This window comes from Streptomyces sp. MJM8645 (assembly GCF_001625365.1).
Taxonomy (GTDB): domain Bacteria; phylum Actinomycetota; class Actinomycetes; order Streptomycetales; family Streptomycetaceae; genus Kitasatospora.
In genome coordinates this window covers 544,231-568,511 of the sequence record NZ_LJJF01000002.1, presented here as the reverse complement: position 1 = coordinate 568,511, position 24,281 = coordinate 544,231, and the positions used below count along the sequence as shown (strand labels likewise).

At 72.8% G+C, this 24,281-nt stretch carries 25 protein-coding genes and 1 pseudogene; 5 read left to right on the top strand and 21 right to left on the bottom strand.

The annotated features are described in order from the left end of the window. Positions 1–36: 36 nt before the first annotated feature. Positions 37–363: a nuclear transport factor 2 family protein gene (locus tag A6F73_RS33215; RefSeq protein ID WP_063352078.1), complete on the top strand. Its 327-nt coding sequence runs from the start codon at positions 37–39 to the stop codon at positions 361–363. Positions 364–446: 83 nt separating this feature from the next. On the opposite strand, the gene A6F73_RS33210 is transcribed toward A6F73_RS33215, so the two are convergent. Together A6F73_RS33210 and A6F73_RS33205 are read right to left on the bottom strand one after the other, a co-directional pair. Further along, positions 447–1,115, bottom strand: coding sequence for a hypothetical protein (locus A6F73_RS33210; RefSeq protein ID WP_063352077.1), 669 nt, complete (start codon positions 1,113–1,115; stop codon positions 447–449). Between the two features lie 185 nt (positions 1,116–1,300). Next, positions 1,301–2,110: a hypothetical protein gene (locus tag A6F73_RS33205; protein WP_159398671.1), complete on the bottom strand. Its 810-nt coding sequence runs from the start codon at positions 2,108–2,110 to the stop codon at positions 1,301–1,303. A gap of 372 nt (positions 2,111–2,482) precedes the next feature. On the opposite strand from A6F73_RS33205, the gene A6F73_RS33200 reads away from it, so the two are divergent. Continuing rightward, positions 2,483–2,908 carry a hypothetical protein gene (locus tag A6F73_RS33200; protein ID WP_063352075.1) on the top strand — a complete coding sequence of 142 codons (426 nt, stop codon included), beginning with the start codon at positions 2,483–2,485 and terminating at the stop codon, positions 2,906–2,908. A 172-nt stretch (positions 2,909–3,080) separates the two neighbouring features. Here the strand turns inward: A6F73_RS33200 and A6F73_RS33195 are convergent, their stop codons facing one another. The 7 genes from A6F73_RS33195 to A6F73_RS33170 all read right to left on the bottom strand — a co-directional run bounded on the left by A6F73_RS33195 (position 3,081) and on the right by A6F73_RS33170 (position 10,090). Further along, the gene (locus A6F73_RS33195) at positions 3,081–4,271 is read right to left on the bottom strand and encodes a cytochrome P450 (protein ID WP_063352074.1); all 1,191 of its coding nucleotides are present in this window, start codon (positions 4,269–4,271) and stop codon (positions 3,081–3,083) included. Between the two features lie 63 nt (positions 4,272–4,334). Next, positions 4,335–5,297 (bottom strand): DUF2332 domain-containing protein, encoded by a 963-nt coding sequence (locus tag A6F73_RS33190; protein WP_063352073.1) that lies wholly within the window; start codon positions 5,295–5,297, stop codon positions 4,335–4,337. Beyond that, on the bottom strand, positions 5,285–6,295 hold the full coding sequence (locus A6F73_RS33185) for a polyprenyl synthetase family protein (protein ID WP_063352072.1): 1,011 nt from the start codon (positions 6,293–6,295) through the stop codon (positions 5,285–5,287). Before A6F73_RS33185 ends, A6F73_RS33190 begins: the two co-directional genes overlap by 13 nt. A gap of 109 nt (positions 6,296–6,404) precedes the next feature. Then, positions 6,405–6,563: a hypothetical protein gene (locus A6F73_RS41915; RefSeq protein ID WP_159398670.1), complete on the bottom strand. Its 159-nt coding sequence runs from the start codon at positions 6,561–6,563 to the stop codon at positions 6,405–6,407. A gap of 242 nt (positions 6,564–6,805) precedes the next feature. Beyond that, positions 6,806–8,158 (bottom strand): cytochrome P450, encoded by a 1,353-nt coding sequence (locus A6F73_RS33180; protein ID WP_063352071.1) that lies wholly within the window; start codon positions 8,156–8,158, stop codon positions 6,806–6,808. Next, positions 8,158–9,153 (bottom strand): hypothetical protein, encoded by a 996-nt coding sequence (locus A6F73_RS33175; RefSeq protein WP_159398669.1) that lies wholly within the window; start codon positions 9,151–9,153, stop codon positions 8,158–8,160. The genes A6F73_RS33180 and A6F73_RS33175 overlap by 1 nt, the downstream gene beginning before the upstream one ends. A gap of 301 nt (positions 9,154–9,454) precedes the next feature. Next, positions 9,455–10,090, bottom strand: a complete 636-nt coding sequence (locus tag A6F73_RS33170) for a TetR/AcrR family transcriptional regulator (protein ID WP_063352069.1) — start codon at positions 10,088–10,090, stop codon at positions 9,455–9,457. Between the two features lie 147 nt (positions 10,091–10,237). Here A6F73_RS33170 and A6F73_RS33165 point away from each other — a divergent pair, with 147 nt between their 5' ends. Together A6F73_RS33165 and A6F73_RS33160 are read left to right on the top strand one after the other, a co-directional pair. Beyond that, positions 10,238–10,996 (top strand): SDR family oxidoreductase, encoded by a 759-nt coding sequence (locus tag A6F73_RS33165; RefSeq protein WP_063352722.1) that lies wholly within the window; start codon positions 10,238–10,240, stop codon positions 10,994–10,996. Between the two features lie 31 nt (positions 10,997–11,027). Continuing rightward, positions 11,028–11,186, top strand: a pseudogene (locus A6F73_RS33160) (transposase); the annotation flags it as partial. Positions 11,187–11,194: 8 nt separating this feature from the next. Here the strand turns inward: A6F73_RS33160 and A6F73_RS33155 are convergent. From A6F73_RS33155 to A6F73_RS33115, 10 genes are all read right to left on the bottom strand, one after another. Next, a complete protein-coding gene (locus A6F73_RS33155) occupies positions 11,195–11,725 on the bottom strand; it encodes a (2Fe-2S)-binding protein (RefSeq protein WP_063352068.1) in 531 nt (176 codons plus the stop codon). Continuing rightward, positions 11,722–12,654: an FAD binding domain-containing protein gene (locus A6F73_RS33150; protein WP_063352067.1), complete on the bottom strand. Its 933-nt coding sequence runs from the start codon at positions 12,652–12,654 to the stop codon at positions 11,722–11,724. The genes A6F73_RS33155 and A6F73_RS33150 overlap by 4 nt, the downstream gene beginning before the upstream one ends. Continuing rightward, the gene (locus A6F73_RS33145; RefSeq protein ID WP_079136480.1) at positions 12,651–14,966 is read right to left on the bottom strand and encodes a xanthine dehydrogenase family protein molybdopterin-binding subunit; all 2,316 of its coding nucleotides are present in this window, start codon (positions 14,964–14,966) and stop codon (positions 12,651–12,653) included. Before A6F73_RS33145 ends, A6F73_RS33150 begins: the two co-directional genes overlap by 4 nt. A 261-nt stretch (positions 14,967–15,227) precedes the next feature. Beyond that, positions 15,228–15,521 carry a hypothetical protein gene (locus A6F73_RS33140; protein WP_159398668.1) on the bottom strand — a complete coding sequence of 98 codons (294 nt, stop codon included), beginning with the start codon at positions 15,519–15,521 and terminating at the stop codon, positions 15,228–15,230. A gap of 101 nt (positions 15,522–15,622) precedes the next feature. Further along, positions 15,623–16,786, bottom strand: a complete 1,164-nt coding sequence (locus A6F73_RS33135) for a homogentisate 1,2-dioxygenase (RefSeq protein WP_063352720.1) — start codon at positions 16,784–16,786, stop codon at positions 15,623–15,625. A 123-nt stretch (positions 16,787–16,909) separates the two neighbouring features. After that, complete coding sequence (locus tag A6F73_RS33130; RefSeq protein WP_063352065.1) at positions 16,910–17,746, bottom strand: helix-turn-helix transcriptional regulator; 837 nt, start codon at positions 17,744–17,746, stop codon at positions 16,910–16,912. 314 nt (positions 17,747–18,060) lie between these two features. Further along, a complete protein-coding gene (locus A6F73_RS33125) occupies positions 18,061–18,297 on the bottom strand; it encodes a hypothetical protein (RefSeq protein WP_063352064.1) in 237 nt (78 codons plus the stop codon). Positions 18,298–18,481: 184 nt separating this feature from the next. After that, entirely contained in the window at positions 18,482–19,642 is a 1,161-nt protein-coding gene (locus A6F73_RS33120; RefSeq protein WP_063352063.1) for a hypothetical protein, read from the bottom strand. A 546-nt stretch (positions 19,643–20,188) separates the two neighbouring features. Then, on the bottom strand, positions 20,189–20,323 hold the full coding sequence (locus A6F73_RS41910) for an MMPL family transporter (protein ID WP_159398667.1): 135 nt from the start codon (positions 20,321–20,323) through the stop codon (positions 20,189–20,191). 217 nt (positions 20,324–20,540) lie between these two features. Next, entirely contained in the window at positions 20,541–20,879 is a 339-nt protein-coding gene (locus A6F73_RS33115; protein ID WP_063352062.1) for a hypothetical protein, read from the bottom strand. 375 nt (positions 20,880–21,254) lie between these two features. Between A6F73_RS33115 and A6F73_RS33110 the strand changes: the two genes are divergently transcribed. After that, the gene (locus tag A6F73_RS33110) at positions 21,255–21,809 is read left to right on the top strand and encodes a hypothetical protein (protein ID WP_063352061.1); all 555 of its coding nucleotides are present in this window, start codon (positions 21,255–21,257) and stop codon (positions 21,807–21,809) included. Positions 21,810–21,891: 82 nt separating this feature from the next. Here the strand turns inward: A6F73_RS33110 and A6F73_RS41905 are convergent, their stop codons facing one another. Both A6F73_RS41905 and A6F73_RS41900 read right to left on the bottom strand, forming a co-directional pair. Further along, a complete protein-coding gene (locus tag A6F73_RS41905) occupies positions 21,892–22,182 on the bottom strand; it encodes a hypothetical protein (protein ID WP_159398666.1) in 291 nt (96 codons plus the stop codon). Between the two features lie 989 nt (positions 22,183–23,171). Continuing rightward, positions 23,172–23,327 (bottom strand): hypothetical protein, encoded by a 156-nt coding sequence (locus tag A6F73_RS41900; RefSeq protein ID WP_159398665.1) that lies wholly within the window; start codon positions 23,325–23,327, stop codon positions 23,172–23,174. Positions 23,328–24,281: the final 954 nt, after the last annotated feature.

The window sequence follows — 24,281 nt, the reverse complement described above, 5'->3', positions numbered from 1 at the left end:
CGTAACCCGTACACCGAGGAAGAAACGATCAACCACATGACCGAACCGCGCGACGTGGTCGAGCAGCAGCTCGCCGCCTACAACAGCCACGACATCGACGCCTTCGTCGCCACCTACGCCGAGGACATCACGATCCACCGGGCCGACGGCACCCGACTCCAGGGCCGGCAGGCGCTGCGCGACAGGTACGCCGGACAGTTCGCCAAGGGCCGCTGCCGGGCGGAGATCGTGGGGCGGCTCAGCGAAGGCGACTGGGTGGTCGACCACGAAGTCGCCCACGGCCTGGCCGACGAGCCGGTCCGCGTCCTGGTGGCCTACCGGGTGCGCGAAGGCCTCATCGACCGCGTCGACTTTCTGAGCTGAACCAGCGCAACAGCGCAGGCCCGTACGGCGGCCGTCGTCGTCGCCGTCGTACGGCCGGCCCGCGCCCCTCCGGTGAACGGCCGTCAGAGGCCGGGGACGGCGTCCTTCGCAACGGTGTGCCAGTTGGTGACGATCGGCTTGTCGACCGGCGTGGTGCCGACGGCGATGCTGGCCGGGTTGGGGTCGGCGTTGCCGATGCCCACGATGACGTCGGTGAACTGGATCGCCTGGTTGGTGTTGGTGGTCTTCGTCATGATGCCCGCGTACGCGACCTTGGCGCCGCTCAGGGTGATCGGTTCGCCGGTGGACTGTTCGGCGTTGGCGGCCTCGATGCCGCGCGAGCCGAACGCGATGGTGGGGTGGGTCGCGGGGAGCGTGCAGGTGATGCCCGGCTTGGCTTTGGCCGTGATCAGGAGGTAGCCGCCGGCCTGGGATTCGGACTTCGCGCTGAGGGCGAGGTCGTTGGCGCCGCAGGCCTGGCCGTAGCCGGTCTTGTCGGCGGCGGGGGCGGAGGGCGCGTCGGGCGACTTCGGTGTGGAGGGCGTCGTGGGCGCGGCGGCGGCCTTCGTCGGCGAGGCCCCGGCGGGTGCGGCCCCGGTGGGTGCGGTCGCGGCCCCGTTGGTCGCGGCGGCGGTGGCCGCGGGGCTGGCGGCGGTGGAGCCCGTGTCGCTGTTGTCCGGCCCGCAGGCCGTCGCGGTGGCGGCGAGCGCCGCGACGGCGGCGGCGGTGAGGGCGAGGCGGCGCGTGCGCATGAGGTCTCCCGATGTCGTTCGACCGGTGAGGTTCACCGGGTGTGATCACCGTAGGCGAGGGTCGTTCACAGGCAGGTGCGGGAAGTATCCCGATCCTGTCCCAGAAACCGATGGGCCTTGTCCGCCGGACAGTTGACGAGGTGTGCCCGGCCGAAGCCGGAGAGCGCTGCGTGCGGGCCGCAGCCTCAGACGCCGTCCTTGTGCCCGTTCGCGACGAGCAGCTGCTCCATGCTCTTGTGGGCGGGGGCGGCCTCGGTGTTGCTGTCGTCGTGGAACATCCTGAGGTACTGGACGAGGGCGCTCACGCACGTGTCCCGCCCGTCGTACTCCGCGTTGTCGACGAGTCGGCAGTCCTTCGAGATCTCCCTCATCTGCCCGCCGGGAGCGGTGTACACGGGGTGCCAGATCAGTTTCACGTCCGGGTTCAGCCGCTGGACCAGCCGTAGTTCCGGGACTTCCAGCCTGATCAGGATGCTCTCCGGAGCGTAGGCCCGTACGAAGATGTGCACGGGGCCGGTCGCGCGGGACACGAAGGCCTTGGACAGGACGCTCCACATCGGCCCCGTCAGCTTCCAGTCCGGGTGCAGCTCCAGGACGTTGAGCACGCCGCCGATCCGGGTCCGCCCCAGCGGCGTGTGGCCCTTTCGGTACGCGTAGTCGCTGGTCTCGATGCCGCCCGCCCACAGGGCCATGGTGGGCGTCTCGATCTCCAGGTGCTCGGCGATGAGCTTGACGAACTCCTGGTACCAGGTGTTCGACGCCCGGAGCTCGCGCTGCTCCTGCCGGTCCTTCGTCTTCGCCACGGCCTCGTCGTTCAGCGCGCCCTGCGAGTCGACCCCGCCGAGCAGCAGTTGCCAGGCGGCGTCGGCCTGGGGCTGCGGAATGCCCGCGGCCTTCGTCAGCTCCTGGTACGGCCCCCACTCGGGGTGCTCGGTGGGCCTCGTGGCGTAGTGCTCGTTCAGGCCGCCCTTCTGGCGCTGCACCTGGCGTGTCACCGCGGCGTTCCCCACCTGCCGCTGGAGCGCGGCCAGGCCCGTGAGGCGTGCCCCGCGCCCGGCGGCGGCCGGCGCCGCCGTCTGCCGCTCCGCGGCTCTCCGTGTCTCGCGCACGCCCTCCCCGCCCTTCCGGCCGCCCCCGCCGAGTCTACGGGCGGCGGGGTGGCGGGGCGAGGGCCGAAAGGGCAGACCCGGGGCCGTGCGCACCCCCTCCGTGCTGTCGGTGGCCGCCGGTGCCGCGCGCCTGGACGACGCCGGGCCGCGTCATAACCCGGTCAGGGAGGTGGTTACTCCCGATAATCGGTGAGGCGCAACCGGGCGCCCACGCAGGGCGCAGCCCCCGGGCGGGGGAGTTCCAGAGGAGGTCAGTCCATGAGCAGGACGAAGAGGACCGGGACGAAGGCGTGGGGCGGCCGGGCCGCCGTGATCGGTGCGCTGGGTCTGGCCTCGGTGGCCCTGGCCGCCGGGCCGGCGTTCGCCAAGGGCGACGTGGAGGTCACGGCTCCGCACACGGCGCGGGTCGGCACGACCTTCACGGTCACGGGGCACGGGGACGACGACGGTGCCGCCTACGTGCAGGTGTGCCTGGAGGGCCGCAGCAGCGGGTCGACGTGGGAGCGGATGACCTGCGGCGCCGTGGTCGAGACGGGCACCGAGGCGGAGGTCGTCGCGCAGGTCAAGGCCGCACACAGTGGCGTCCTGGAGTACCGCGCGGCGCTGTTCGGCCTGACCGGGCCGGACGACCGCCACCCCGTTCGCGAACGGACCTCCGCGCCGGTGACGGTGGAGGTCCGCTGAGTCCGGCGGCGCGGCCGCTGACGGCCGGCTGCCGGGCGACACCTGGGCCGCACCTGGGCCAAGACCGCCCAACTGCCCTGCCCCGGCGCGGAAGCGGCCGAGGCGAAGTGCGGCCGCCGCATGGGGAATCGGTCTGGACACAGGCGAACAGCACGGGTTGGCGGGCGGCCGGTCAGTTCCGGAAGGACACGGGGAGGTTGGCGTAGCCGCGGAAGGTGAGGCGGTCGCGGCGCACTGCCGTGCCGGCGCGCCGTATGACGGGCAGGCGCTCCAGCAGCAGCGGGAGTGCCAGTCGCGCCTCCGTACGGGCCAGCGCGGAGCCGAGGCAGTAGTGTGCGCCGGCGCCGAAGGAGAGCGACGGCGGGGAGTCCCGGAACGGGTCCAACCGGTCCGGGGCGGCGAAGTGCGCCGGATCGTGGTTTCCCGCCCCGAGGAGCACCAGGACGTGGCTGCCCTTCTCGATGCTGCCGATGCCGTCGATCTCGATCGGCTCGGGTGCCCACCGGCTGGTGAGTTGCAGGGGCGCGTCGAAGCGTGACACCTCTTCGACGTACCGGTCGGTCAGGCCCGGGTCCGTCCGCAGCCGCGCGGCGAGGTCGGGGTGGTCCAGGAGGGCTCCCAGGCTGTTGCCGAGGAGGTTGGCGGAGGTCTCGAATCCCGCCAGTAGCAGGAACACCAGGTTCACGACGAGTTCGCGGGTGGACAGCTCGCTGCCGTCGCGGTCGTGCGCCAGTACCAGTGCGGTGATCAGGTCCTCGCCGGGTTCGGTACGCCGGAGCCGGGTCAGCTCGGTGACGTACGCTTCCAGCTCGAGGGCCGCGCGGTCGGCCGCGGTGGCGGGGCCGTCGGGCCGGAACGGCTCCAGGACGGCGGTCGTCTCCTGGGCGCGCTCGCGCAACCACTGGTGCTCGCCGGCCGGGACACCGAGCAGTGTGCCGATGATCCGGATCGTCAGCGGGTAGGCGAACTCGTCCATGAGGTCCACGGCCTCGCCGTCGCGGCCGATCTGGGCCAGGTGGTCGGCGAGGGCGGTCGCCCGTGCGGTGACGACCTCCTTCAGCCGGTCCGTCCCACGGGGTGAGAAGGCGTCTGCGGCGAGCCGCCGGACGCGGGCGTGGTCGGGGCCGTTGGCCTTCATCATGGAGTCCGCGATCAGGCGTGCGGCGGCACCGTCCGGCCAGCCCCGGACTTCCAGTCGCGGGTCGCGCAGCAGTGCGTTGACGGCGTCGTACCCGGTCGCCGCGTAGAACCCCGGTCGCAGGCGTACCACCGGTCCGTGGGACCGGAGGGCGGCGTACGCGGGATAGGGGTTCTGGCGGCCGGTGGGTGACGCCAGGTACTGGAATGCCTCGCCGGGCAGCATGCCGGGATTCCTCACGTAGGGATCGGGTTTCTGGGTCGAGCGAGTGCCGTGAACGCCGTGGGCTCAGGAGTACTGGATCAGCTGGAGCCGTGGCGGCATCGTCCAGTCGTGGGGTTCGAAGGCGATGCGGGTGAGCGGCGCGGTGGCGGCGGCATCGGTCATGATCCCTTCCAGGGCGTCCTGTTGGCCTGGTTCGAGGAACCCCCAGAACAGGCTGTGCCAGACCACCGTGCGCACCGACGGATCGGCCGGCGTCGCCAGCTCGCGCCGCAGCCACCCGACCGCATCCGCCTGGTCCACCCGGACCGGGGTGCGGGCGGCGAGGTCGAGCGCGTCGTCGAGGGCGGCTCGCAGGAACGTGTGCTCGAAGGGCAGGTAGCTCCGTACGGTCTGCACGTCGGCCGGATCGGCGGGGTCGCGGGGACGCAGGTCGCAGCCCGCGCGCGCCACGATCCGGATGTTTCCGGGGTTCGGACCGTGGGCGGGCAGCCGGACCGGTGAGGCGGGGTCGCCCCACTCCCAGCCGGGCCCGAACCACCGGTAGCGGTCGATCAGCAGGTTGAGTCCGGCGCAGGCGCCGAGTTCGAGCAGTCGGATCCGCGGGGCCCGCACCAGTGCGAGCCCGTGCAGCAGTGTCGCGGCCCGGACGGGCTCGTGCTGCTGCACCGGGTTGTCCAGCGCGGTGGCGATCTCGGCGGGGTGGTCGGCGATCGCCGTGACGAAGAGGTCCCACGACCGGTCGGTGCCGCGCGGTTCGATTCCGTCCGCCGCACTCGACTCGGCCAGGTGTGCGGTCAGTCGGGGAAGCCGCCCGGCGGTCAGCAGGCCCTGGACCCCGGCCATGGCGCGGATGGTGAACAGGGGTGCGCCGGCCTGTGGGTGCCGTCCGATCAGGCGGGTCACCGGCCCGCCGTGCTCGACGTCGTCGGCGAGCCTGGCGAGCAGCCCCGATGCGAAGGGCGCGGCCCCGGCGGACCGTGCGGCCATCGACCGCAGCAGCTCCGGTCGGTCGATCAACTCGCGCACGGGGAGACTCCGTTCGGCACTGTTCGGGCGGAGGTGTGGACCAGGCCGTGCAGCAGCTCCCGGTACGGGCCGTCCGGAGCGAGTCGGTCGAGCACCGCGCAGCAGTGCTGCCGCAGTGACTCGACCCGGCGTTCGTAGCCGTCGAGGACGGACGGATCCCGCAGCGCGGTCCGCAGCTCCCCACGGGCGCCCGGGTCGGTGCCGGCCCGGGCATGCAGGTCCAGCAGGTGCTCCCGGTGCGCGGGGGCGGCGACTGCGAGTGCGTGGGCCAGCAGGAGGGTGCGAGTGCCGTTGGCCAGATCCTCGAACTCCTGCGCCGCGCTGGGAGCTCCGTCGTTGCCGAGCTGTCGCAGGACGCCGAAGAGTTCGCCGAAGGTCCGCCAGGAGCGCAGCGTTTCGGGCCGGTCCGTGGCGAGCCTGGCTGCCATCACCGCGTCGCGGCCGTAGGCGGCGCCGCTCTTGCCCCGGTAGCAGGCCATGACGGACCGCCACGTCACGGGGTCGTCCGCCGGCTCGGTGGTGTCGGCCAACTGGCCCTCCAGCGCGTCCAGCGCGGTGCGGACCAGTTCCTGCTCCCAGGAGAGGCGGATGTCCGGGGCTGCCGAGTACCGGTCGGCCACCCGGTGGGGCAGTGTGCTCCCGCAGGCCACGGCTGCCAGGGTGGTGCGGGCCAGTTCGGACCTGCCCCGGGGTGCGGCCGGGCCCTGGCCGTCGGCGAGGTCGTCGAGGGCTTCGGCCCCCGCCCACCACAGCCGGGAGACCGCACACACCGCGGCCGCCGGCCGGGGCTCGCCGGTGATCGTCCCGAGGACGGCCATGCCCAGGAGGCGGAAGGGGCTTCGGCCGCCGCCGTCCGCCGCCAGCAGGCCGGTGACCGCGTCCGCCAGGCTCGGGTGGTCACGGCGCAGATCCTCCAGCACCATGGCGATCTCCGTGCCCACGGCCGCGAACCAGCCGGGGGGAACCGTCAGCGGACCGGCAGTCTCGGTGGGATTCATCGGTGTGTCCTTGTGGTCGGGCCCGCCGGCACTCCGGAGGCCGTTGCGGCGCGGGGGAGGACCCGCACTCGCCCGAGGGGGCGCCGGGCGAGTGCGGGCAGGGCACCGATCAGCAGTAGGTGTAGAACCCGCCACCCATCACGGCGGCGATCCGCTGGTCCGCGCAGGACGACGGCGTGCTCGGCTCCGCGGGCTGCTCACCCTCCAGCAGGCGCTCCGCCGCCTCGATGACGGCGAGGGTGTCTTCGTCAAGTATGTTCTGCGACAACGCAGTTCTCCTCTTCAGGTAGTGGGCCGCTGGCCTGCCGCTTGCTGCGGGTGCACCAAGGGCCGGGACTGGCTGTGACACTACGGAGGCGGGAGCCGGAGCGGTTGTACGTCAGTGCACGGGAAATGTCCCAGGAGAGAATCGGAACTGACGATCTGTCAGTATCGGTGCTTCGCTGATGTACCCCGGCTCGATGCCCTCGCGGCGACGTTCTCGTGCTCCCGTGCCGCGCGACCCCCTGCTCATCGCGGTTCGGCGATGAGCAGCGGGCCGCGCGGGCGGATGGTGGCGGCGGTGGCGCTCTCCCGGAGGGGGGTGGCGGTGGCGGGCCTGAGCCGTAGGCGGGCGAGGACGGCTGCGGCGACGACGAGCATCTCGGCCCAGGCGAAGGACTCGCCGACGCACTTGTGGTGGCCCGCGCCGAAGGGGATGAACAGTCTGGGTGGGGCGTGGCCCGCAGGACGGCGCCAGCGGTCGGGATCGAATCGCAAGGGGTCGGGGTGGAGCCGCGGGGAGCGGTGCAGCGCGGTCGGGCTGAAGAGGATCTCGGCCCCCGGGGGCAGGAGGATGCCGCCGTACCGGAGCGGTGCCACTGCCCGGCGCATCAGGATCCAGTTGGGGGTGTGGAGGCGGAGGGTCTCGCTGAGCGCGTGCCCCGTGCGCTCCAGACGTGGTAGGTCGCCAGGGGGCACGGCGCCGTCGGTGGCGACGGCGCGCACCTCCTCGCTCAGCTCGTTCTGCAGGTCCTGGTGCCGGGCGAGTTCGTGGAAGAACCAGGCGAGTGTGGTGCCGGTCGTCTCGGTGCCGGCCAGGAGCAGCGAGACCGCTTCGTCCCGGACCTGGGCCGGTGCCATGGCGAGGCCGGTCTCCTTGTCGCGGGTGGTCAGCAGCAGGGACAGCAGCGTGTCGTCCGGGCCCTGGTGCGGGGCGGCGGCCTGGGCGATGATCTCGTCGACGACGGTGCGCAGGTCCCGGACCGCTGTGTCGAAGCGCCGGTTGGCCGGTACGGGCAGCTTCTCCAGCAGCGGTGACGGGTAGAGCGCCCGCTGGACGAATCCGGTGAGGACCACGGGCACGGCCCGGTCGATCCGGGCCTTCTGGGCGTGGCCCAGGCGGGTGGCGAACAGTGCCTCGACCACGATGTCCCGGGCGAGTCGGTGCATCCGCGGCTCGATCGGCGCGGCTCGCCCGGGCTCCCAGCGGGTCACCGCCGCCGCTGCCACGCGTGCGGTCAGGGCGGCGTACCGGTGGATGCTGTCGCGGTGGAAGGCCGGTTGGACCAGGCGTCGCTGGCGGAGGTGGAACGCGCCCTCGGAGGTGAACAGGCCGTTGCCCAGCAGGCCGCGGGCCTTGTCGAAGACGAAGCCCTTCTCGGTCTTCGCGGCGTCCCGAACGAGCAGCCGGTGGACCAGCTCGGGATCGGTGAGGACGTGAACCGGTCTGCGCCACAGGTGGATCCGCACCACCGGGCCGTGGTCGGCCAGCGACTGGAGGAAGGGTACGGGGCGGGTCAGCAGCGGGAGCAGGTGCCCGAGCAGCGGCAGGTGGCCCGGCGCGCACGGCACGGTGCCGGGCGGGGTGTCCTCCTCGCGCATCAGTGCCCCGCCGCGGGGGCCGGCACGTCGAACCGGGAGGTGTGGCGGGACCAGTCGATGTGCCCGCGCAGCCACAGCCCGAGGCTGCGGGCGTAGGCCGAGGCCGCGTCGCTGCCGTCCGTGCGGATGGTTCGGCTCAGCTCGATGAACGCGCGCATCTCGGCGTCGCGCATGGCGACGGCGGACCGTCGGGCTTCGGCCGGGGAGCAGTGGTGGTGGCGGGCGAGGACCTCGACCAGGTTGTGGCGGCCCTGGCCGCCCGCGGTCTCCTTGGCGTGGGAGTACAGGTCGTTGTCCCAGCTCACCAGGTTCGCCGTGAGGTCCCTGAGCCTGCGAAGCGAAGGCCCGTCCGCCTCCGCGGCCGGGACTTCGTAGCCGGCGGCGATGTCGACCAGGGCGAGGCAGGTGTACGTCGCCCCGGCGTGCCTGCGCATGGCGGCGTACTCGGACGGGCCCGGTATGGTGCCCGCCTCGCGGTTGGCGGCCTCCCACACCTGGGCGGAGAGGTAGTCGCGGACCGTGCACTCCCACCGGAACAGCTGTGACGGCGAGGCCTGTGCGGCGACCCGGTCCCGGATCTCCCGCAGGGCCACCGCGTAGGCGCCGGCCGGTCCGGGCGCCTCGTCGCCGGGTGGCTCGGGGTCGATCACCCGGGCGAGGAGAGCGGTCGTGCGGGCCAACGGCCCGGGGCGGTCGCCGCGTTCGCGGTCCTCGCAGTACCCGTCGTCGAAGGCGAAGAGCCAGACGTACCAGTCGGACAGCAGGCGCAGCATCTCGGCGGAGACCTCGGGGTTGGTCCGGGCGGCCAGGTGGCCGCTGCGCTGGCGCCCGATCCGGTCGGACTGCCGGAGCCGACCGTCCAGCAGCCGGTGGCGCGCCAGCCAGTCCAGGCTCTGCCGGTCGGCCTGTTCGGCGTGGGGGTTCGTCAGGGAGGGGAAGGGGCACCACAAGGCGTCCGGGGCGCTGTGTGGTTGCTCATCGCGGAGATCGGTCATCGTTGTGCCGGCCTTCGTCTGGTGTGGGGTCGCAGTCGGGCTCCGTGCCCGGTGACGATCGCGTGGGGTCGCCCGGCCTGCCTGGGAGGCCGAAACTAGCCCTGCGCGGGGCAGGGGGATGGACTGCGCGCGCATCCGTCCTTGCCTCCCGGCGCACGGCTGGCCGTCTCGCCTCCTCAACAGCGGTGATGCGCTGACCGCTTGAGCTCGCCATCGTTTGCCGACGGCGGCGGCCCGCACGATCACGGCTCCACGGGCCCCTCCAGCACTGGGGTGGCGGCGTGCGAATTCCAGCTTCGAATCAGGCCGGTCGATCGGAGGTGTAGCGGGCGAACATGGTCTCTACGGCCTGCTCGACGGCGTAGCGGATGTCAGAGGCTGAGGGGTTCCAGTCGGTCAGCAGCATGCGGGGCCACAGGACGTAGTTGGCGATCATCCCGAGGAACTGGTTGGCGGCGCTCTCGGCGTCCGGGACGTCGGCGTTGCCGGCCTCGTGCTCCGACTCCAGGTAGTGCTGGACCGAGGTGAAGTAGGGCAGCTTGCCGAGTTGGAACTGCATCTGCCCCAGTTCGGGGAAGCGGGGCAGCTCGGCGATGACGATGCGGAACAGGGCTGTCATGCCGGGCCGGCCGATCAGGTCGGCGTAGCGGTGGCCGATGGAGGTCAGGCCGGAGCGCAGGTCTCCGGCCTGAGGGCGCGCGACAGTGTCCGCGGTGTCACGCTGCCAGGACTCGGTGACGATGGCCTCGAAGAGGGCTGCCTTGGTGGGGAACTGCTTGAACAGGGTGGACTTCGAGACGGCCGCCCCTTCGGCGATGCGGGCGAGGGAGGTTCCGTCGTAGCCGCGGTTCAGGAAGAGGTCCGTGGCTGCGGAGATGATCGCCTCGCGCTTCTGCTGGGCGAGACGGCGGTGGTGTGCGGAGAGCTCTGCTGCCATGCGTGCAGTATGCCCCAGATCCGAGGCGAGTCACTTGACTCGCCTCTTTTGCTGTGCCTACGCTGCAATGGAAAGGCGAGTCAACCGACTCGCATCTGATGGCGGTGCCCGATGTCTCTCTGGTGCCGTGCGATGAGGGAGCAGCTGATGACAGCCGACAGGATCGCTTTGGTGACCGGTGCGAACCGTGGCCTGGGCCGGAGTACGGCTCTTGCCCTGGCGGCGCGCGGGGTGCGGGTCGTGGTCACTCATCGCGGTGATGTGGCCGGGGTCGAGGAGACTGCGCGGCAAGTGCACGCTGCGGGTGGGGCTGCCGCTGTCGTGCGTCTCGACATCAGCGACGTCTCCTCTTTCGGAGCCTTCACTTCCGAGCTGAGCGGACTGCTTGAGCGCTGGGGGGCTTCGCGGCTCGATATCGTGGTCAACAACGCGGGGGTTGGCGTTTTCGGTCCGCTGGAAGCTGTCACGGCCGACGACTTCGACACGGTGTTCGGCACGAACGTGCGGGGCACGTTCTTCCTCATCCAGTCGCTTGTGCCGCTGCTGGCGCAGGGCGCCCACGTCATCAACGTCTCGTCGTCGTTGACTCGCCACACCAGTCCCGCGACCTCGGTCTACTCCGCCTCGAAGGCCGCCGTCGAGGCGCTGAGCCGCACTCTGGCCGCAGAGCTCGGCCCCCGAGGTATCCGGGTCAACTCCATTGCCCCGGGGCCGACCGCCACCGACTTCAACGGCGGTGCCATGCGGGATGACGCCGGTATGCGCCAGGGTCTGGCCGGGCAGACCGCGCTCGGCCGTGTCGGCGAACCCGAGGAGATCGGCGACGCCATCGCCACGCTGGCCTCCGAGGGCCTGCGCTGGGTGACCGCCGAGCGCATCGAGGTCTCCGGCGGCGCCCTCCTCTGACCAACCGGGCGAGCCTGTCTCGGGTCGCAGGCAACGCCTCGGCCGACACCGCTGGGTGATCGAGCGCACTGTTGCCTGGCTCGGCGGCTTCCGCCGGCTCCACCGCCGCTACGAACGCAAGGCCGACCACTTCGCCGCCTTCGCCGGCACCGCCGCAGCCCCCATCTGCACCCGCCGACTCTCCACATGAGATGTCTTCTACGGGCGGTTGTGAGCGGACGGTCGCTGCGGCGGATCCCGCATGTCGTCCGGGCGCGGCGCGTTCTGCTCGCGGGCGGCCCGCAGGATCGCGCGGCGGATGGGTTCGTAGCCGGTGCACCGGCAGAGGTTGGAGCCGACCAGGGCGTCGACCTTCTCGGGGGAGTCCGTGAGGCCGGGGTCGGCCGCCAAGGCGCCGGCGGCGACCATGAGGAACCCCGGGGTGCAGAAGCCGCACTGCAGGGCGTGTTCGGCGGAGAACGCGCGCTGAAGGGGGTGGGGCTCGCCGCCCGGCCCGGCGAGGCCCTCGACGGTGCCCACCGAACTCCCGTCGCACTGCACGGCGAACACGAGGCAGGAGCGGACCGCCTCGCCGTCCACCAGCACCGTGCACGCCCCGCAGACGCCGTGCTCGCAGCCCAGGTGGGTGCCGGTCAACCGGCACTCCTCCCGCAGCACGTCGGCGAGGATGCGGCGGGGCTCCACGTCGAGGCGGTGCGTCTCGCCGTTGACGGTCAGGGTGATCCTCATGCGCGGTCTCCGTTCGGCCCGGTGCGGCGGGATCGCAGGTCCCGTGCCGCCTGGTGCAGCGTCCTGGCGACCAGCACCGCGACGGCGTGCCGCTTGTACTCGGCGTCGGCGTACGGCTCCGGCACGGGTACGGCGTCCTGCTGCGCCGCGATCCCGCCGGCCCGGACGAACGGGTGCCCGTCGGGCAGCCGGTGTCCGCCGACGGGTGCCCAGGCCTCGGCGCCGATCAGCGCCTGCTCGGCCGCGCGGGCCCGCACCGGCCGGTCGGCGTAGTTGGCCAGCCCGATCCGGGCCTCGGAGACCACCCCGTCCCGCACCGTCAGGGTGGCGGCGACCGCGACCTGGGCGAAGCAGAAGTGCGTACGGCGGTGCTCGGTGAAGCCGACCCCGGTGTCCTCGCCGAGCAGCGGGAAGGTCACCGCGGTGAGCAGCTCGTCCGGTCGGCGCGCGGTCAGGTGTGCCCCCTGGAAGTAGTCCCGGGCCGTGACGGTGCGCGTGCCCCGCGGGCCGGACAGCTCGACGTCGGCGTCCAGGGCGGCGCCCACGGCGCACCACTCGGAGGCGGGGTGCGCCCAGGCGAAGCTGCCCGCCATCGTGCCGCGCGAGCGGATGGGAGGGTGGGCGATGTGGACCGCCGCGCGGGCGAACAGCGCACCGAGCGGGCCGGGGACGGCCCGTGCCGATTCGAACGCGCGGTGCCGCACCAGGGCGCCGACCCGCAGCGTGCCGCCGTCCGGGTCGATCCGGTCGAGTCCCGGGACGCGGTTGATGTCGACCACCAGCCCGGGGCGGACGCGGTGCAGGCGCATGTCGAGGATCAGGCTCTGCCCGCCGGCGAGCACCTGGGCCGTCCCGTCCGCGGAGCCGAGCGCCTCGACGGCCTCGGGTACCGTGCGCGGTACGGCGTAGTCGAAGGCGGCCGGCTTCACCGAGCCGCCTCCACAAGCTTCGGGGCACGGGCCGCCCGCCAGACCGCGTCCGGGGTGAGCGGCATCTGCAACAGGTCGGGGTCGGCGATCCGCAGCGCGTCGACCACGGCGTTGACGACCGCGGCCGGAGTGCCGATGCAGCCCGACTCGCCCGCGCCCTTGGCGCCCAGCGGCGTGCCCGGGCCCGGCGTGCAGGTGTCCCTGACCTCGATGGCCGGCGCTTCGGTGAAGGTCGGCAGCAGGTAGTCCAGCAGCCCGGAGGCCAACAGCGGTACGCCGTCGTCCCGGTAGGGGATCCCTTCGTACAGGGCCTGGCCGATGCCCTGCACCGCCGACCCGAAGGCCTGCCCGCGCACGATCACCGGGTCGAGCTGCACGCCGCAGTCGTCCACGGCCACCACCCGCAGCAGCCGTACGGTGCCCAGCTCGGGATCGACCTCGGCCACCGCCGCGTGGGCGCCGAAGGGGAAGGCCATGCCCGCCTCGAACCGGTCGTCCACCCGCAGCGGCCCGGTCGCCCGCACCAGCTCGGCCAGTCCGATCGCCGGCGAGCCGCCACGGGCGAGGCGCGCGGCGCCGTCGGACCACTCCACGGCCTCGGCGGGAACGCTCCACAGCCGCGCGGCCCGCTCGCGTGCCTCGTCGAGCAGCAACTGCGCGGCGTGCCGCAGCATCGCGCCGGCCACCTGGGCGGAGCGGCTGCCGAAGGAGCCCATTCCCTCGGGCTGCTCGTCGGTGTCCCCCTCGACCAGCCGGACCCGGCCCGGGTCCACGCCCAGGGCTTCGGCCACCAGCGCGGGGAAGACCGTCTCGTGCCCCTGGCCGGCGGGGGCCGCGCCGCACCGGACGAGGACCGTGCCGTCCGCTGCGGCCTCGACGCCGCCGAACTCGTGGAGCCCGCCCGGCTCCCCGCCGGAGCGTTCCACGTAGCAGGACAGGCCGATGCCCAGCGGCAGGGCGTCAGGGTCCGTTCGGCGCCGGGCCTGCTCGGCCCGCCAGCCGCGGTAGTCCAGGGTCTCCAGCGCCAGGTCCAGCGCGGCGGCGTAGTTCCCGCTGTCGTAGCACCGGCCGGTGGGCGTCCGGTACGGGAAGTGGTGCGGCGGGATGAAGTTTCGCCGTCTCAATTCGGCTGGTTCAATGGCGAGTTCACGAGCCATCTGGTCCATGGCCCGCTCCAGCGCGATCGCCGCCTCCGGTCGGCCGGCACCGCGGTACGGGTACGTCACCATGGTGTTGGTCAGCACCGAGCGGACAGTCGCGTGCACCTGCGGGGTCACGTACGGGCCGGTGGCCATCCGGGCGGTCTGCATCGGCAGCCCGGCCCCGAGGTGGGGGTAGGCGCCCACGTCGGCTTCGACCTCCAACTCGTAGGCGAGCAACCGTCCTTCGGCGTCTGCGGCGAGCCGCACCCGCTGGTCCTGCCCCCGGCCCCGGGGCGCTGCCGTCATCGACTCCAGCCGGTCCTCGATCCACCGCACCGGCCGGCCCAGCCGCACCGCCAGGTGGGCGACCACGACGAACTCCGGCCACGCCGCGCTCTTCGACCCGAACGCCCCGCCGGTGTCCGGGACCACCACGCGCACCCGGTCGACCGGCCACCCCAGCAGCGCCGCCAGTTCGCGCCGCAGCCGGTGCGGCATCTGGTGCCCCGACCAGACCGTCAGCCGACCCCCTTCGGGCACGGCGAGGATCGTCCGGCACTCCATCGGGGAGGGCAGCAGGAGCTGCTGGCGGTAGCGGCCCTCCACCACCACCGCGGCCCGCCGCCACACCGAATCGTCGATCGGCCGCCCGGCCTCCCCGCGGAAGACGGTGTTGCTCAGACCGTCGAACAACTGGACCGAGTCCGTCGCCGCCGCGTTCGCGGTGACCACCGCGGGCAGCGGGTCGACCCGGACGGACACCGCCGCCGCCCCGTCCTCGGCCCGGTAACGGTCCTCACCCAGCACCACCGCCACCGCCTCGCCCACATACCGCACCCGGTCCCTCGCCAGCGCCGGCCACTCCCGGCCGGCCACGGCCTCCTCCGTGGACAGCCCGGCCAACAACGTGTAGGGCACCGCCGGAAGCCCCTGGAAGCCGGAGGCCGCCGTCCCGGGCGGGCCCGGCTCCGACAGATCCGCGCCGGACCAGGCCCCCACCACCCCCGGCACCTCCCGGGCGGCCGCGCAGTCCACCCCGCGCAGCACACCGTGGGCCACGCCGCTGCGCACGAACGCCGCGTCCAGACAGCCCGGCACCTCGATGTCGGCGACGAAGCGGCCCCGGCCGGTGAGCAGCCGCTCGTCCTCGCGCCTGGTCCACTGCTCCACGACTGCACCTCCGCGACTCGTACCGCTCACAGGGGAGTTGGCCGCCGCGCCCCGGTGTGCGGGCGCCAACGGCCGTACCCGCTCGGGTGTACGTGGGGAGCCCCACCGTACGGGCCGCCCACCCTGGTGCGCGGGCAACACGCGGACCGGTCCCTACCCGCATCCGGTCGACGGGAACCCCACGGCCCTGTCCACAGGCGCGTTCGGTTCCGGGGCCGTGTCCACGGCGGGCAACTCAGAGGGCCGGCGGGGCGAAGTCGCTCAGTGCACGGTCAGCAGGATGCAGCCGTCGCCGCCCCGGGCGCCGGCGTACCCGTGCCCTCCCCAGCTGCCACCGCCACCGCCGCCGCCACCTGCCCCGATGAAGAACAGCTCGTGATCGCGGGTGCCGGGAGGCAGGACGCAGCCGTAGTCGCCCGGCGTGTGGTACGCGGTGGTCCCCTTGGCGCAGTACGTCACCGACGGCTGCGCGGCGGCGTCCGAGGCCGCCACGCCGGCCATGACGAGCGCGAGAACAGAACCGCAGATCACGGCTGCCCGATGAATCCTGATCACGAGATGAACCCTTCTCTCCTTCTTCGTGCGAACCCGGCTCGACGATGCCGTGCCGGCGGTGTTTCCGTACGGACCCGGTCATTCGCCGGGACGATGGCCCTTCACCCGGCCGAGGGCGCCGGGGCTGCCTTCCCCGCCTGGCCGGCCTCCTGGTCCGTGCGCCTGACGGCCTCGGCGTCCGGTGTGGGGGTCAGGGGCACCTTGGTGTCCACGAAGACGACCTCGCTGTCGATGCGGTCGCCCGGCTTGCGTTTCTTGGCCAGCTGTTCCTGGAGTTCGGCGGGCAGGCCGTGGTGCAGGCCCTGCGGGACGAGGGACATGGTGGCCGGGGCGACGGGCACGCCGAGCACGGTTCCGTTGTGGAAGAACGTGAACTCGTCGTAGTCCGCGTTGCGGTGGTAGGGCGGGAAGGGTTCCGAGTCGGGAGCCGATTCGAAGGGGCGGGGCAGGAAGTTGCCCACCATGAAGGTGGATGTGGCGAAGACGGCGTAGGCGGACGGCATGACGTGGATGCGGTCGCTCATCACCGGCCGGTAGTCGCGGATGTTCATCTTGAACGGGAACAGGTCGCCCGACCATCCTTCGACGTCGATCGGGTCGGAGTCGAAGACGATGGTGGCGCGTTCGCCGCGGAGCTTGACCCGGACCGGCCACTGCCCGTCCTCGTCGCGCCCGTCGCCCAGCTCGTCCAGGGCCGGGGAGGGCACGTACAGCAGCCCGGGGTCGAAGGGGGCGCGGCGGCCGAACGCGCCGGTGTCGGCGAAGCCCAGTTCCTCGGTCGACTCGATGACGAGGAAGTAGTTCTCCGGTCCGGCCGGGCGGATGCGGTAGGTGACGCCCTTGGGCACCAGGACGTAGTCGCCGGGCTCGTAGGGGATGGGTCCGAACTCGGTGTAGAAGGTGCCGGTGCCCTCGTGTACGAAGTACAGCTCGTCCCCGTCGGTGTTGCGCACCGAGTAGGGCATGTTCGCGCTGCGCCGGCTGACGTGGAGGGACAGGTGGGGGTTGTGGAACAGCCGCAGCGGGACTCCGCCGGCACTGCCGTGGTCGGTGGGCTCCAGCAACCGCCCGTCGTAGTTGCGGTTTCCCGCGCTCGCCTCCGCGTGCCTCCAGGCGGTCGGCTCGCTGCGCCGGTACAGGTAGGCGTCGCGTCCTTCGAAGCCCTGCCGCGTGAGCATGTCCTCGTACAGGCCGCCCAGTTCGCGCCGTCCGGTCACGGCCTGGCGCAGTACCCTTCCCCGGCTGTGGTGAATCCAGGATCGCATCGGCCTGATGTCCATCTGCCGTTTCCCTTCCGCTCCGTCGGACTTGCTTCCCCGACGATGCGCGATGACGTCCCGTACAGGAACGCCGTGGGGATACCCGTACCGGCAGGGAGACGTTGCGGTTCATCCGGCGCCGAGGAGGGAGGCGAAGGCCGCGGCGGTCTCCTCGTCGCCCGGCAGCCACAACTGCAGCCAGTGGTTGGCCTCGCCGACGAACAGGACCTCCACGCGCATGTTGAGGTCTCCGGCCTCGGGGTGCCGGACGCGATTGCTGATGGGCCGCCGGGCGGCGACCGTGTGGGCCGCCCAACGGGCCGCGAACTCGGGAACGGCACGCACGTCGTCGACCAGGTCCTTGAACGCGCAGTCGGAGCCCCAGTCGGGCTCGGCGGCCCGCAGCCAGCCGACCGCCCCGTCCGCCGTCGCCGCCCAGGCCGCCTCATCAAGGATCCGGCGCGCCATGGGGTGCAGGAAGTGGTAGCGGATGAGATTGGGCGGGGTCTTGTCCAGCACACCCATCGGCGTCGCCATCACCTCCCACGACCGGTTCCAGGCCACGACGTCGTAGACCGGCCCGAGCAGGCACGCCGGGTTCGGGTCCAGACGGTCCAAGAGGTCGCGCACGCCGGGGCGCGGATCCTCACCCACCGGCGGGGGAGCGGGAAGGAGCGGGGCGCTGTGCTGCCGCATCGCCAGCATCGCCAGGTGCTGCTTCTCCTCGACGGACAGGCGCAACGCGTCGGCGAGCGCCGCGAGCACCGCACCGGACGGATTGGTGTCCCGGCCCTGCTCAAGGCGTTCGAGGTACTCGACGCTCAATCCGGCGAGCGTGGCCAGCTCCCCGCGGCGCAGCCCCGGCGTGCGCCGCCGGCCATGAGAGGCCAGGCCCACCTGCTCCGGCTTGAGCCGCTCCCGGCGTGAACGCAGAAACGCGGCCAAACTGCTCTCGTCGGTTGTCATACGAGCGAAACTCCTCTGAATCCGGCCCGCCGGGAGCGGGGGAGCCCCACAGCGCGGCGGGCTGTCTGGAAGGACAGTGGAAACGCCTCAGGGGCCGCTGGAGAGCCCACCCGCGCCGGTGGACACCTGTGCCTGACCGGGAAGCCCGAAGGCCCGAACCCTCACCCTTCAACGAGGTGCGCCGTCAGTCGGTGTCCGGGGCGCGGTCCTGGTTCTACCGCAGGGCGCGGAGTGGATCGAGGTGGTCCGCATCGACCCTGCCCCACATACACGCTTGCACCTACGTCCTGAAGCAGGACCTCGCTGTTCAACTGTCACTCGGACGACGGTTCACAGCCGAACATCGCGTCCGGCACGTTCACCGCGAACGGCGCCGGAACGGGCGACTGCAACGGGACCGTGACGGGGGCCGGCACCGCCGTGATCACCTGGCTGGGCGCGAACGGTAACACCCTGGGCACCTCCAACATCGGCACCAACGGCATGTAGGAGGGCCAGAGCGACGCGAAGGACAACGCGGTCACGTCCCACGCTTCGGCTTCGTCGCGCACCGCCTGGTCACACCAGCCGGGAGAGCCGCCCGGCGTCCCCGTCCCTACTTGTTCGGGACGCCATCCCGGTCCGCGCCGTCCACACCCTGAGCCCGGCACGGCAGCCGTCCGCTGGTTCAGCCACCGCGATCCGGGAGCCGGCCGCGCTGCCGGCGCTTCGTGTGGCCGGGCGTGGCCGGGGTGGCTACCAGGTGATCAGGATGTAGCCGTTGCCTCCGGGGTCTGCGGAGGCGTTCTGGGCGTTGGCGCCGCCGTTGCCGGGCTGGTCGTCGGGGCCGGGTGGGTTCTGGCCGCCGTCGCCGCCTCTGCCACCGCTGCCACCGCCGGTGCCGTTGGTGCCGGCGCCGCCCTGTCCGGTGTCGGCGGGCGGGGTGACGCCGGTGGGCAGGGTGATCGTCGCGGGGGTCCCGCCCGTGCCGCCGCTGCCGCCCGTGCCGCCGAGCGATCCTGCTCCGCCGCCGCCCGGGCCGCCGATGGGGACCGCGTTGGCGCCGCGGCCGCCGTTGCCGGCATCGGCGCTGGCCGTACCGCCCAGGCCGGATCCGCTGGAGTGGCCGGCGGTTTCGACGAACGGGGCTCCGCGTCCGCAGCCGGTCGACTGCGGACGGCCGCCCGCGACCGAGACCCCGCCGGTCCCGCCCGCGGCGCCGCTCCCACCCGCGCCGCCCGCTCCGCCGAGCGATCCGGTGGAGGCTTCTCCGCCGGTGCCTCCGCTTCCGCCCCGGCCCGCGCCGCCGACCACCCCGGCGTCACCGCCGTTGGCGTTCGCCTTGATCTTCGCCCCGGAAAGACTGATGAGGGCGGTGTACTCACCGACGGATGGCCTCGTGGCGGCGGTGCCCGCGCTGCCGGCGGCGCCGGGCCTGGCCGGCTTGAGGGTGGCACCGGCTGCACCGCCTCCGCCGCCGGTGCCGCCCACGCCCTGGTCCCGCGGGGCGCCGCCCGCGCCGACGCGGATCAGGAACTGCTCGCCCGGGGTGACCGGAACGGCGGTGCACACCAGGGACGCTCCGCCTCCTCCGCCGCTGCCCCCGCCTCCTCCTCCGCCGCCGGCCCCGCCTCCGCCGCCCCCGCCGGTGGCGTCGCCGAGGAAGGTCCAGTTCCCGCCCCCGCCGCCGCCTCCGCCGCCGCCACCTCCCCCGCCGGGCGCGCCGCCGCCGCCCGCGCCGAGCAGGTACAGGTCCAGCGAGGTGACACCTGCGGGCACCCTGAAGCTGTTGAGGCCCGTCCGGGTGAATTCCTGCCGGCCGTGGGGCTGGTCGGTCAGCGCGAGGGGCCCGCCTGCGCTGGGGGCGGGGTGAGCGGGGGCGCCGGCGCCGAGCAGGCAGCACAGCGCCACGGGCACACCGAGCAGCGCACGCCGACAGCGCGGCGCGGACACCGGCAGAGCGGCCGGGACGACGGGAAGCGGTGAACGAGTGGCACCGCAGACGGGTCCACGCGGAGCGTTGGATCTCATGGCAAGATCGTGTGCGATCTTCGGGTGCGGCGCCAGCGCGCCACCTCCGAACGGCCCAGGACGACGCAGCACGCGAACCACCCCGCAGCTCAGGCGCCCCGGCCACCGCCGAGGACTTCCTCAGAACCGAGCCGAGCAGCCCCGGCGACATCGGTGAAGCCCAGGTCGGCGATCGCCAGGTCGACATGGGCGGCACGGATCGGACGATGAGTCAGGGCGTGACGGGTTCAACTCGGTTGGGACGGAGCGCTTCCACCGCACTCAGGTGTTCCCCCCTCAAGATCTGACCACCGCCGCCTCACCTGTATGACCCATGTGCCACCCTGTCACCCTGGGCAGTGATGAACGACATCGGATCGAGGCGGCCGCGAAGGCCGGTCAGAAGTCCGAGATCACCCCACACCCCTCTTGTAAGGCATCTCGACTGAACCTCTACCACGCCACCCTGGCCGGGATGCCCGCCCACCCCAGGACGGCGAAGGAGAGTGCCAGGCTGGCTCCGGCGACGGCAAGGGGCAGCAGGGCGGCCGTCAGGCTGCGGATGAAGAGCAGCAGTAGGATGAACAAAGCCGGGAAGAGCCAGAGTTCGGCGCGTGAGGTCCTCGTCCACGGCGTGGTCGAGGTCGGACTGGACCGGGGCCCAGGTCGGGGCCGCAGCACGGGCCGTGGTAGCTCGGCCAGGAGGTCTTCGAACCGGGTGGCGTGCGGCAACCAGCCGGCGTTGGGCTGGACGGCGCTCGACTTCGCCGACGCGAGGGCCGCCTGGCCGCCGTGGCTGGCCCTGCTACTCGGTACAGGAGAGGCCGGTGACCAGGTCGCTGGAGACGGCCTCCCCGGCGACGCCGGCGACCGGGACGCAGGTGAGGGTGACCTGGTCGGAGCGGCGGACGATGGTGAAGGTGGTGCTGATCGTCCCGGAACTGGGAGCGCCGCCGGACGGGACGCAGTTGAGCACCCCCTCGCCCAGGGGGCCGACAGTGGTCACGTCGTCGCAGGCGTAGGAGGGCGTGGCGGCGTAGGCGGGAGCGGCGGCGAGGGAGAGCATGGCGGCGCCTGCCGCAGCGGCGGCCACGGTGACGGCGGCGGCCCGCCGTACTCGGCGGTGGACAGAGAAGGAGAACAACGTTGGCCTCCTGGCCTGTAGGTCCGTGAGGACGATGATGATGACGAGGGCCCGGCCGAGATGACAGCGGGTCGTCGCTCACAGGATCACCGCTGCGCTCATCGCGCGCCACTGTGCCGGGGCCCTCCACCACGGCGGCTGCTCCGTTGGGCGGTTGGGGGATCGATGCGGCGATCCCGGTGGTGCGGAGGCGGCCCGGGGCCGTGGTAGGCGGCGGTCGTGGCAGTCCGGGGTGCGGGGTGCCCGCAGGGCGCATGCGGGGCCGCGTCGCTGTCCGCGCTGCGGCGCGCCGTCGTTGTGCGCTCCCTCCGCGCCGACGTTCCGTGTCATCGTAAGTGCACAAAGCAGATTGAGGTTCCCTCGTCCGGAGGTTCGATGAACGCCGTTCCGTCCCGATTCGCGCTCTCCCGTCTCGTCGGCCTGGCCGGGGCCATGACGCTGGCCTGTGGGCTCCTGCTGGCCCCGGCCGGCGCACCGGCTCACGCTCAAGGGCTGCTGGACGTGCAGTGCGAGGGCACGTTCACCAGCGAGTACACCCCCGTGCTGACCGACCGGCCGCAGGACGTCAGCATCGCCAACCAGAACTCCTACGCGACGTGCGAGGCGGGTCTTCCCGGGACGAGCGCGACCACGAGCGCTGAGCCGGGCGAGACCTGTGTCAACCTGCTCCACGCTCTGGCCCCGTTCGACGAGACCATCACCTGGAGCGACCAGAGCACCAGCGCCGTGCATTGGACCTCCGTGGAGGACACCGGCGGCGCCGCCACCTTGACCGGCACCGTCACCGCCGGTCGCTACACGGGCGACACCGCAGAGAAGATCCTGGAAGCCACCGACATCACCGGCACCAACCCCGAACTGTGCCCGCTCGGGGACGGCACCATCTCGGGGGCCAGCGGCCTCGTCACTCTCACCCTGACCTCACTGTGACGAAGCCGAGCCCAGCCCGGACCTGAGATCGAGAAGCCGTTGCGCCTCCGGCGCGGCTCGTGGTGACGAATCCGTCGGAACGTCAGGACACGGGAGGCCGGGGGCGCGATGGTTCGATGCCGGCGAGCCGCGCTTCGACGACTGCCTCCAGGGCGCAGGCGTAGCCGTCGTGTTCGGTCTCGATCCGGAAATCGGCTGTGACCGTGCCCATCGCGGCCGTCCCAATCCTGGCGGTTCCGGCGCCGCGCGGCGCCGGAACCGGCGCCTCCCTTTGGTTCGGGTGACGGTGGTGGTGCGTCTGCCCGGGGCGCACGTGCTCACCGTGTCGGGCACAGCGATGGCGAGTCGTGTGGTGGTGGATCAGGTGATCCATCGACGGATGTGTGCCTTCGGGTGCCGTTCGCTTCGTCCCGGAGAGAGATGGAGGGTGTCATGGCAGGGTCGGCAGAGGGTGCCGCGAGGCTGCGGTGGGTTGTCGCGGGTGTTCCCCTCGCGTTGGGGTGCCTGGTGGGCGGCGGTGTGCCTCCCGCTGTGGCGGCCCCGGTCGAGGGGGCTTCCGCGGTTGCGGTCCGAGCGTCGGGGCAGGGGCAGCAGGAGTACACCACGCCCGGGCGGTACCGCTTCCGGGTGCCGGCGGGGGTGACCGCTGTGACCACGTACGTGGTCGCCGGGGGCGGTGCCGGCGGCGTCGGCGGCGGTGGGGGAGCCGGTGGTGGTGGGGGCGGCGGGGGGAGCTACGTCCTGGGTCCTGCCGGCGGTGGCGGTGGCGGTGGGGGAGGGGGAGCCGGTGGAGGTGGAGGTGCCGGTGGTGGCGGCGGTGGCGGGGGTTCGTTCGTGTCCTGCACGCTCGCTGTCCAGGCCGGAGAGCAACTCGTGGTCCTCGTCGGAAGCCCTGGGACGCTGCTGCGCCAGGGTACGGGCGGTGCCGGAGGGTCCGGGGGAAGGGCCGATTCCCTCTTCTCTCCCGGTACGAGCGGCACCGCGGGCACGGCGGGCACCAGTACGTTCTCCGGCAACTACCCGGGCGGACCGTCCTTCGTCTCCGCCCTGACCAGCAAGGGACGCGCCGCGGCGCTCGGCGGCCAGCCGGGCGAAACGGGTGGCAGCGGCGGGGGTGGCGGCGGCGGTGGCCGGGGCGAGCGGGCAGGCGGCTCCGCCGGTGGCGTCGGCGGGCTGGGCGGTGCCGGAGTCCCGGGCGGCAGTGGCGGCGCCGGAGCAGCGGGCGGCAGGGTCAATGCCTGCACGGGTTCCAGCCCCGTCCTGGCCAATGGCGGCGGCGGTGCTTATGGCCGGGGCGGCCAGTCCAGTTCGGCCGCGCGAGCCGGTGGCACCGGCAGCGCCGGCCGCGTGGGGAGCGGCGGCTCATCCACGGGTGGCGGGAGCGGCGGTACCGGTGGTCAGGGCGGTGCGCCCGGCCAGTCCTCCGTGGCCCTGCCCATCACCCTTCCCGCCGGTGTCGGTCAGGGCGGTTCCGGCCTTGACGGCGCGAGCGGCGGAGCCGGAGGCGTTGGAGGACACGGAGGCGGCCCCGATCCCAGTCCCGGAAGCCAGGCCGGTCAGAGCGGCACCGCCGGAGGGGCCCCGGCCACCAGTGGCCACAACGGCGGACCCGGCTACGTCCTGCTCACCTGGTAACAGCTGTCACCCCCGAACGTGGTCCCGCTTCGGGTGCGGACCGCGGGCCGGGCGGGGTCTGCCCGGGGTCGGCTGAGGTCAGGTCAGCCTGGAGACAGCGGCGCGGTCTGCGGTGCCTGTCGCCACAAGGTGTGGTTCGTCCACAGGGAACCATTCGGGCAGTGGCAGTGGCAGTGGCAGTGGCAGTGGCAGCGGCTGCCCGGCGGTCGGCCGCGATCGCGATGGCGAGGTGGCCGGCCCAGGGTACTGCGGATGCCCCGTCAACGGTGGCGGTGTGGTGGGCGGCGGTCGATGCTCAAAGTGGGGCCGGTGCCAGGGCCGTGGCGGCGTGGGTCGTCCCCTTTTGCGCGTTTCCGCGTCAACGGACCCGAAAGGCAGGACGACGTCATGGTCGGACGGAGTGGAGAGCCCTCTCGTTTGCGGCGGGCGGCGGTGGGCGCACTGGCGTTGGTGGGTGGCCTGGTGATGATGGCCGGTGTGTTTCCGGCCTCGGCGGTCGCCGCCGGAGGGACGCTCCCGCGCGTAGCGCAGCCCTCCGGGCAGAAGGAGTACACCCGACCGGGAGACTTCGCCTTCTATGTCCCGGCGGGGGTCACGTCGCTGACCGTCTATGTGATGGCGGGCGGTGGCCCCGGCGGTGTTGCCGGTGGGGGCGGTGGAGGTGGTGGCGGCGGCGGTGGCGGGAGCTACACGTTGGGGCCTGCCGCTGGTGGTGGCGGTGGTGGTGGTGCCGGTGGGGGTGGCGGTGGGGGTGGTGGTGGCGGTGGCGGCGGGTCCTTCGTGTCGTGCACGCTCGCCGTGAAACCGGGAGAGGAGATCTATGGCACCGTCGGACGG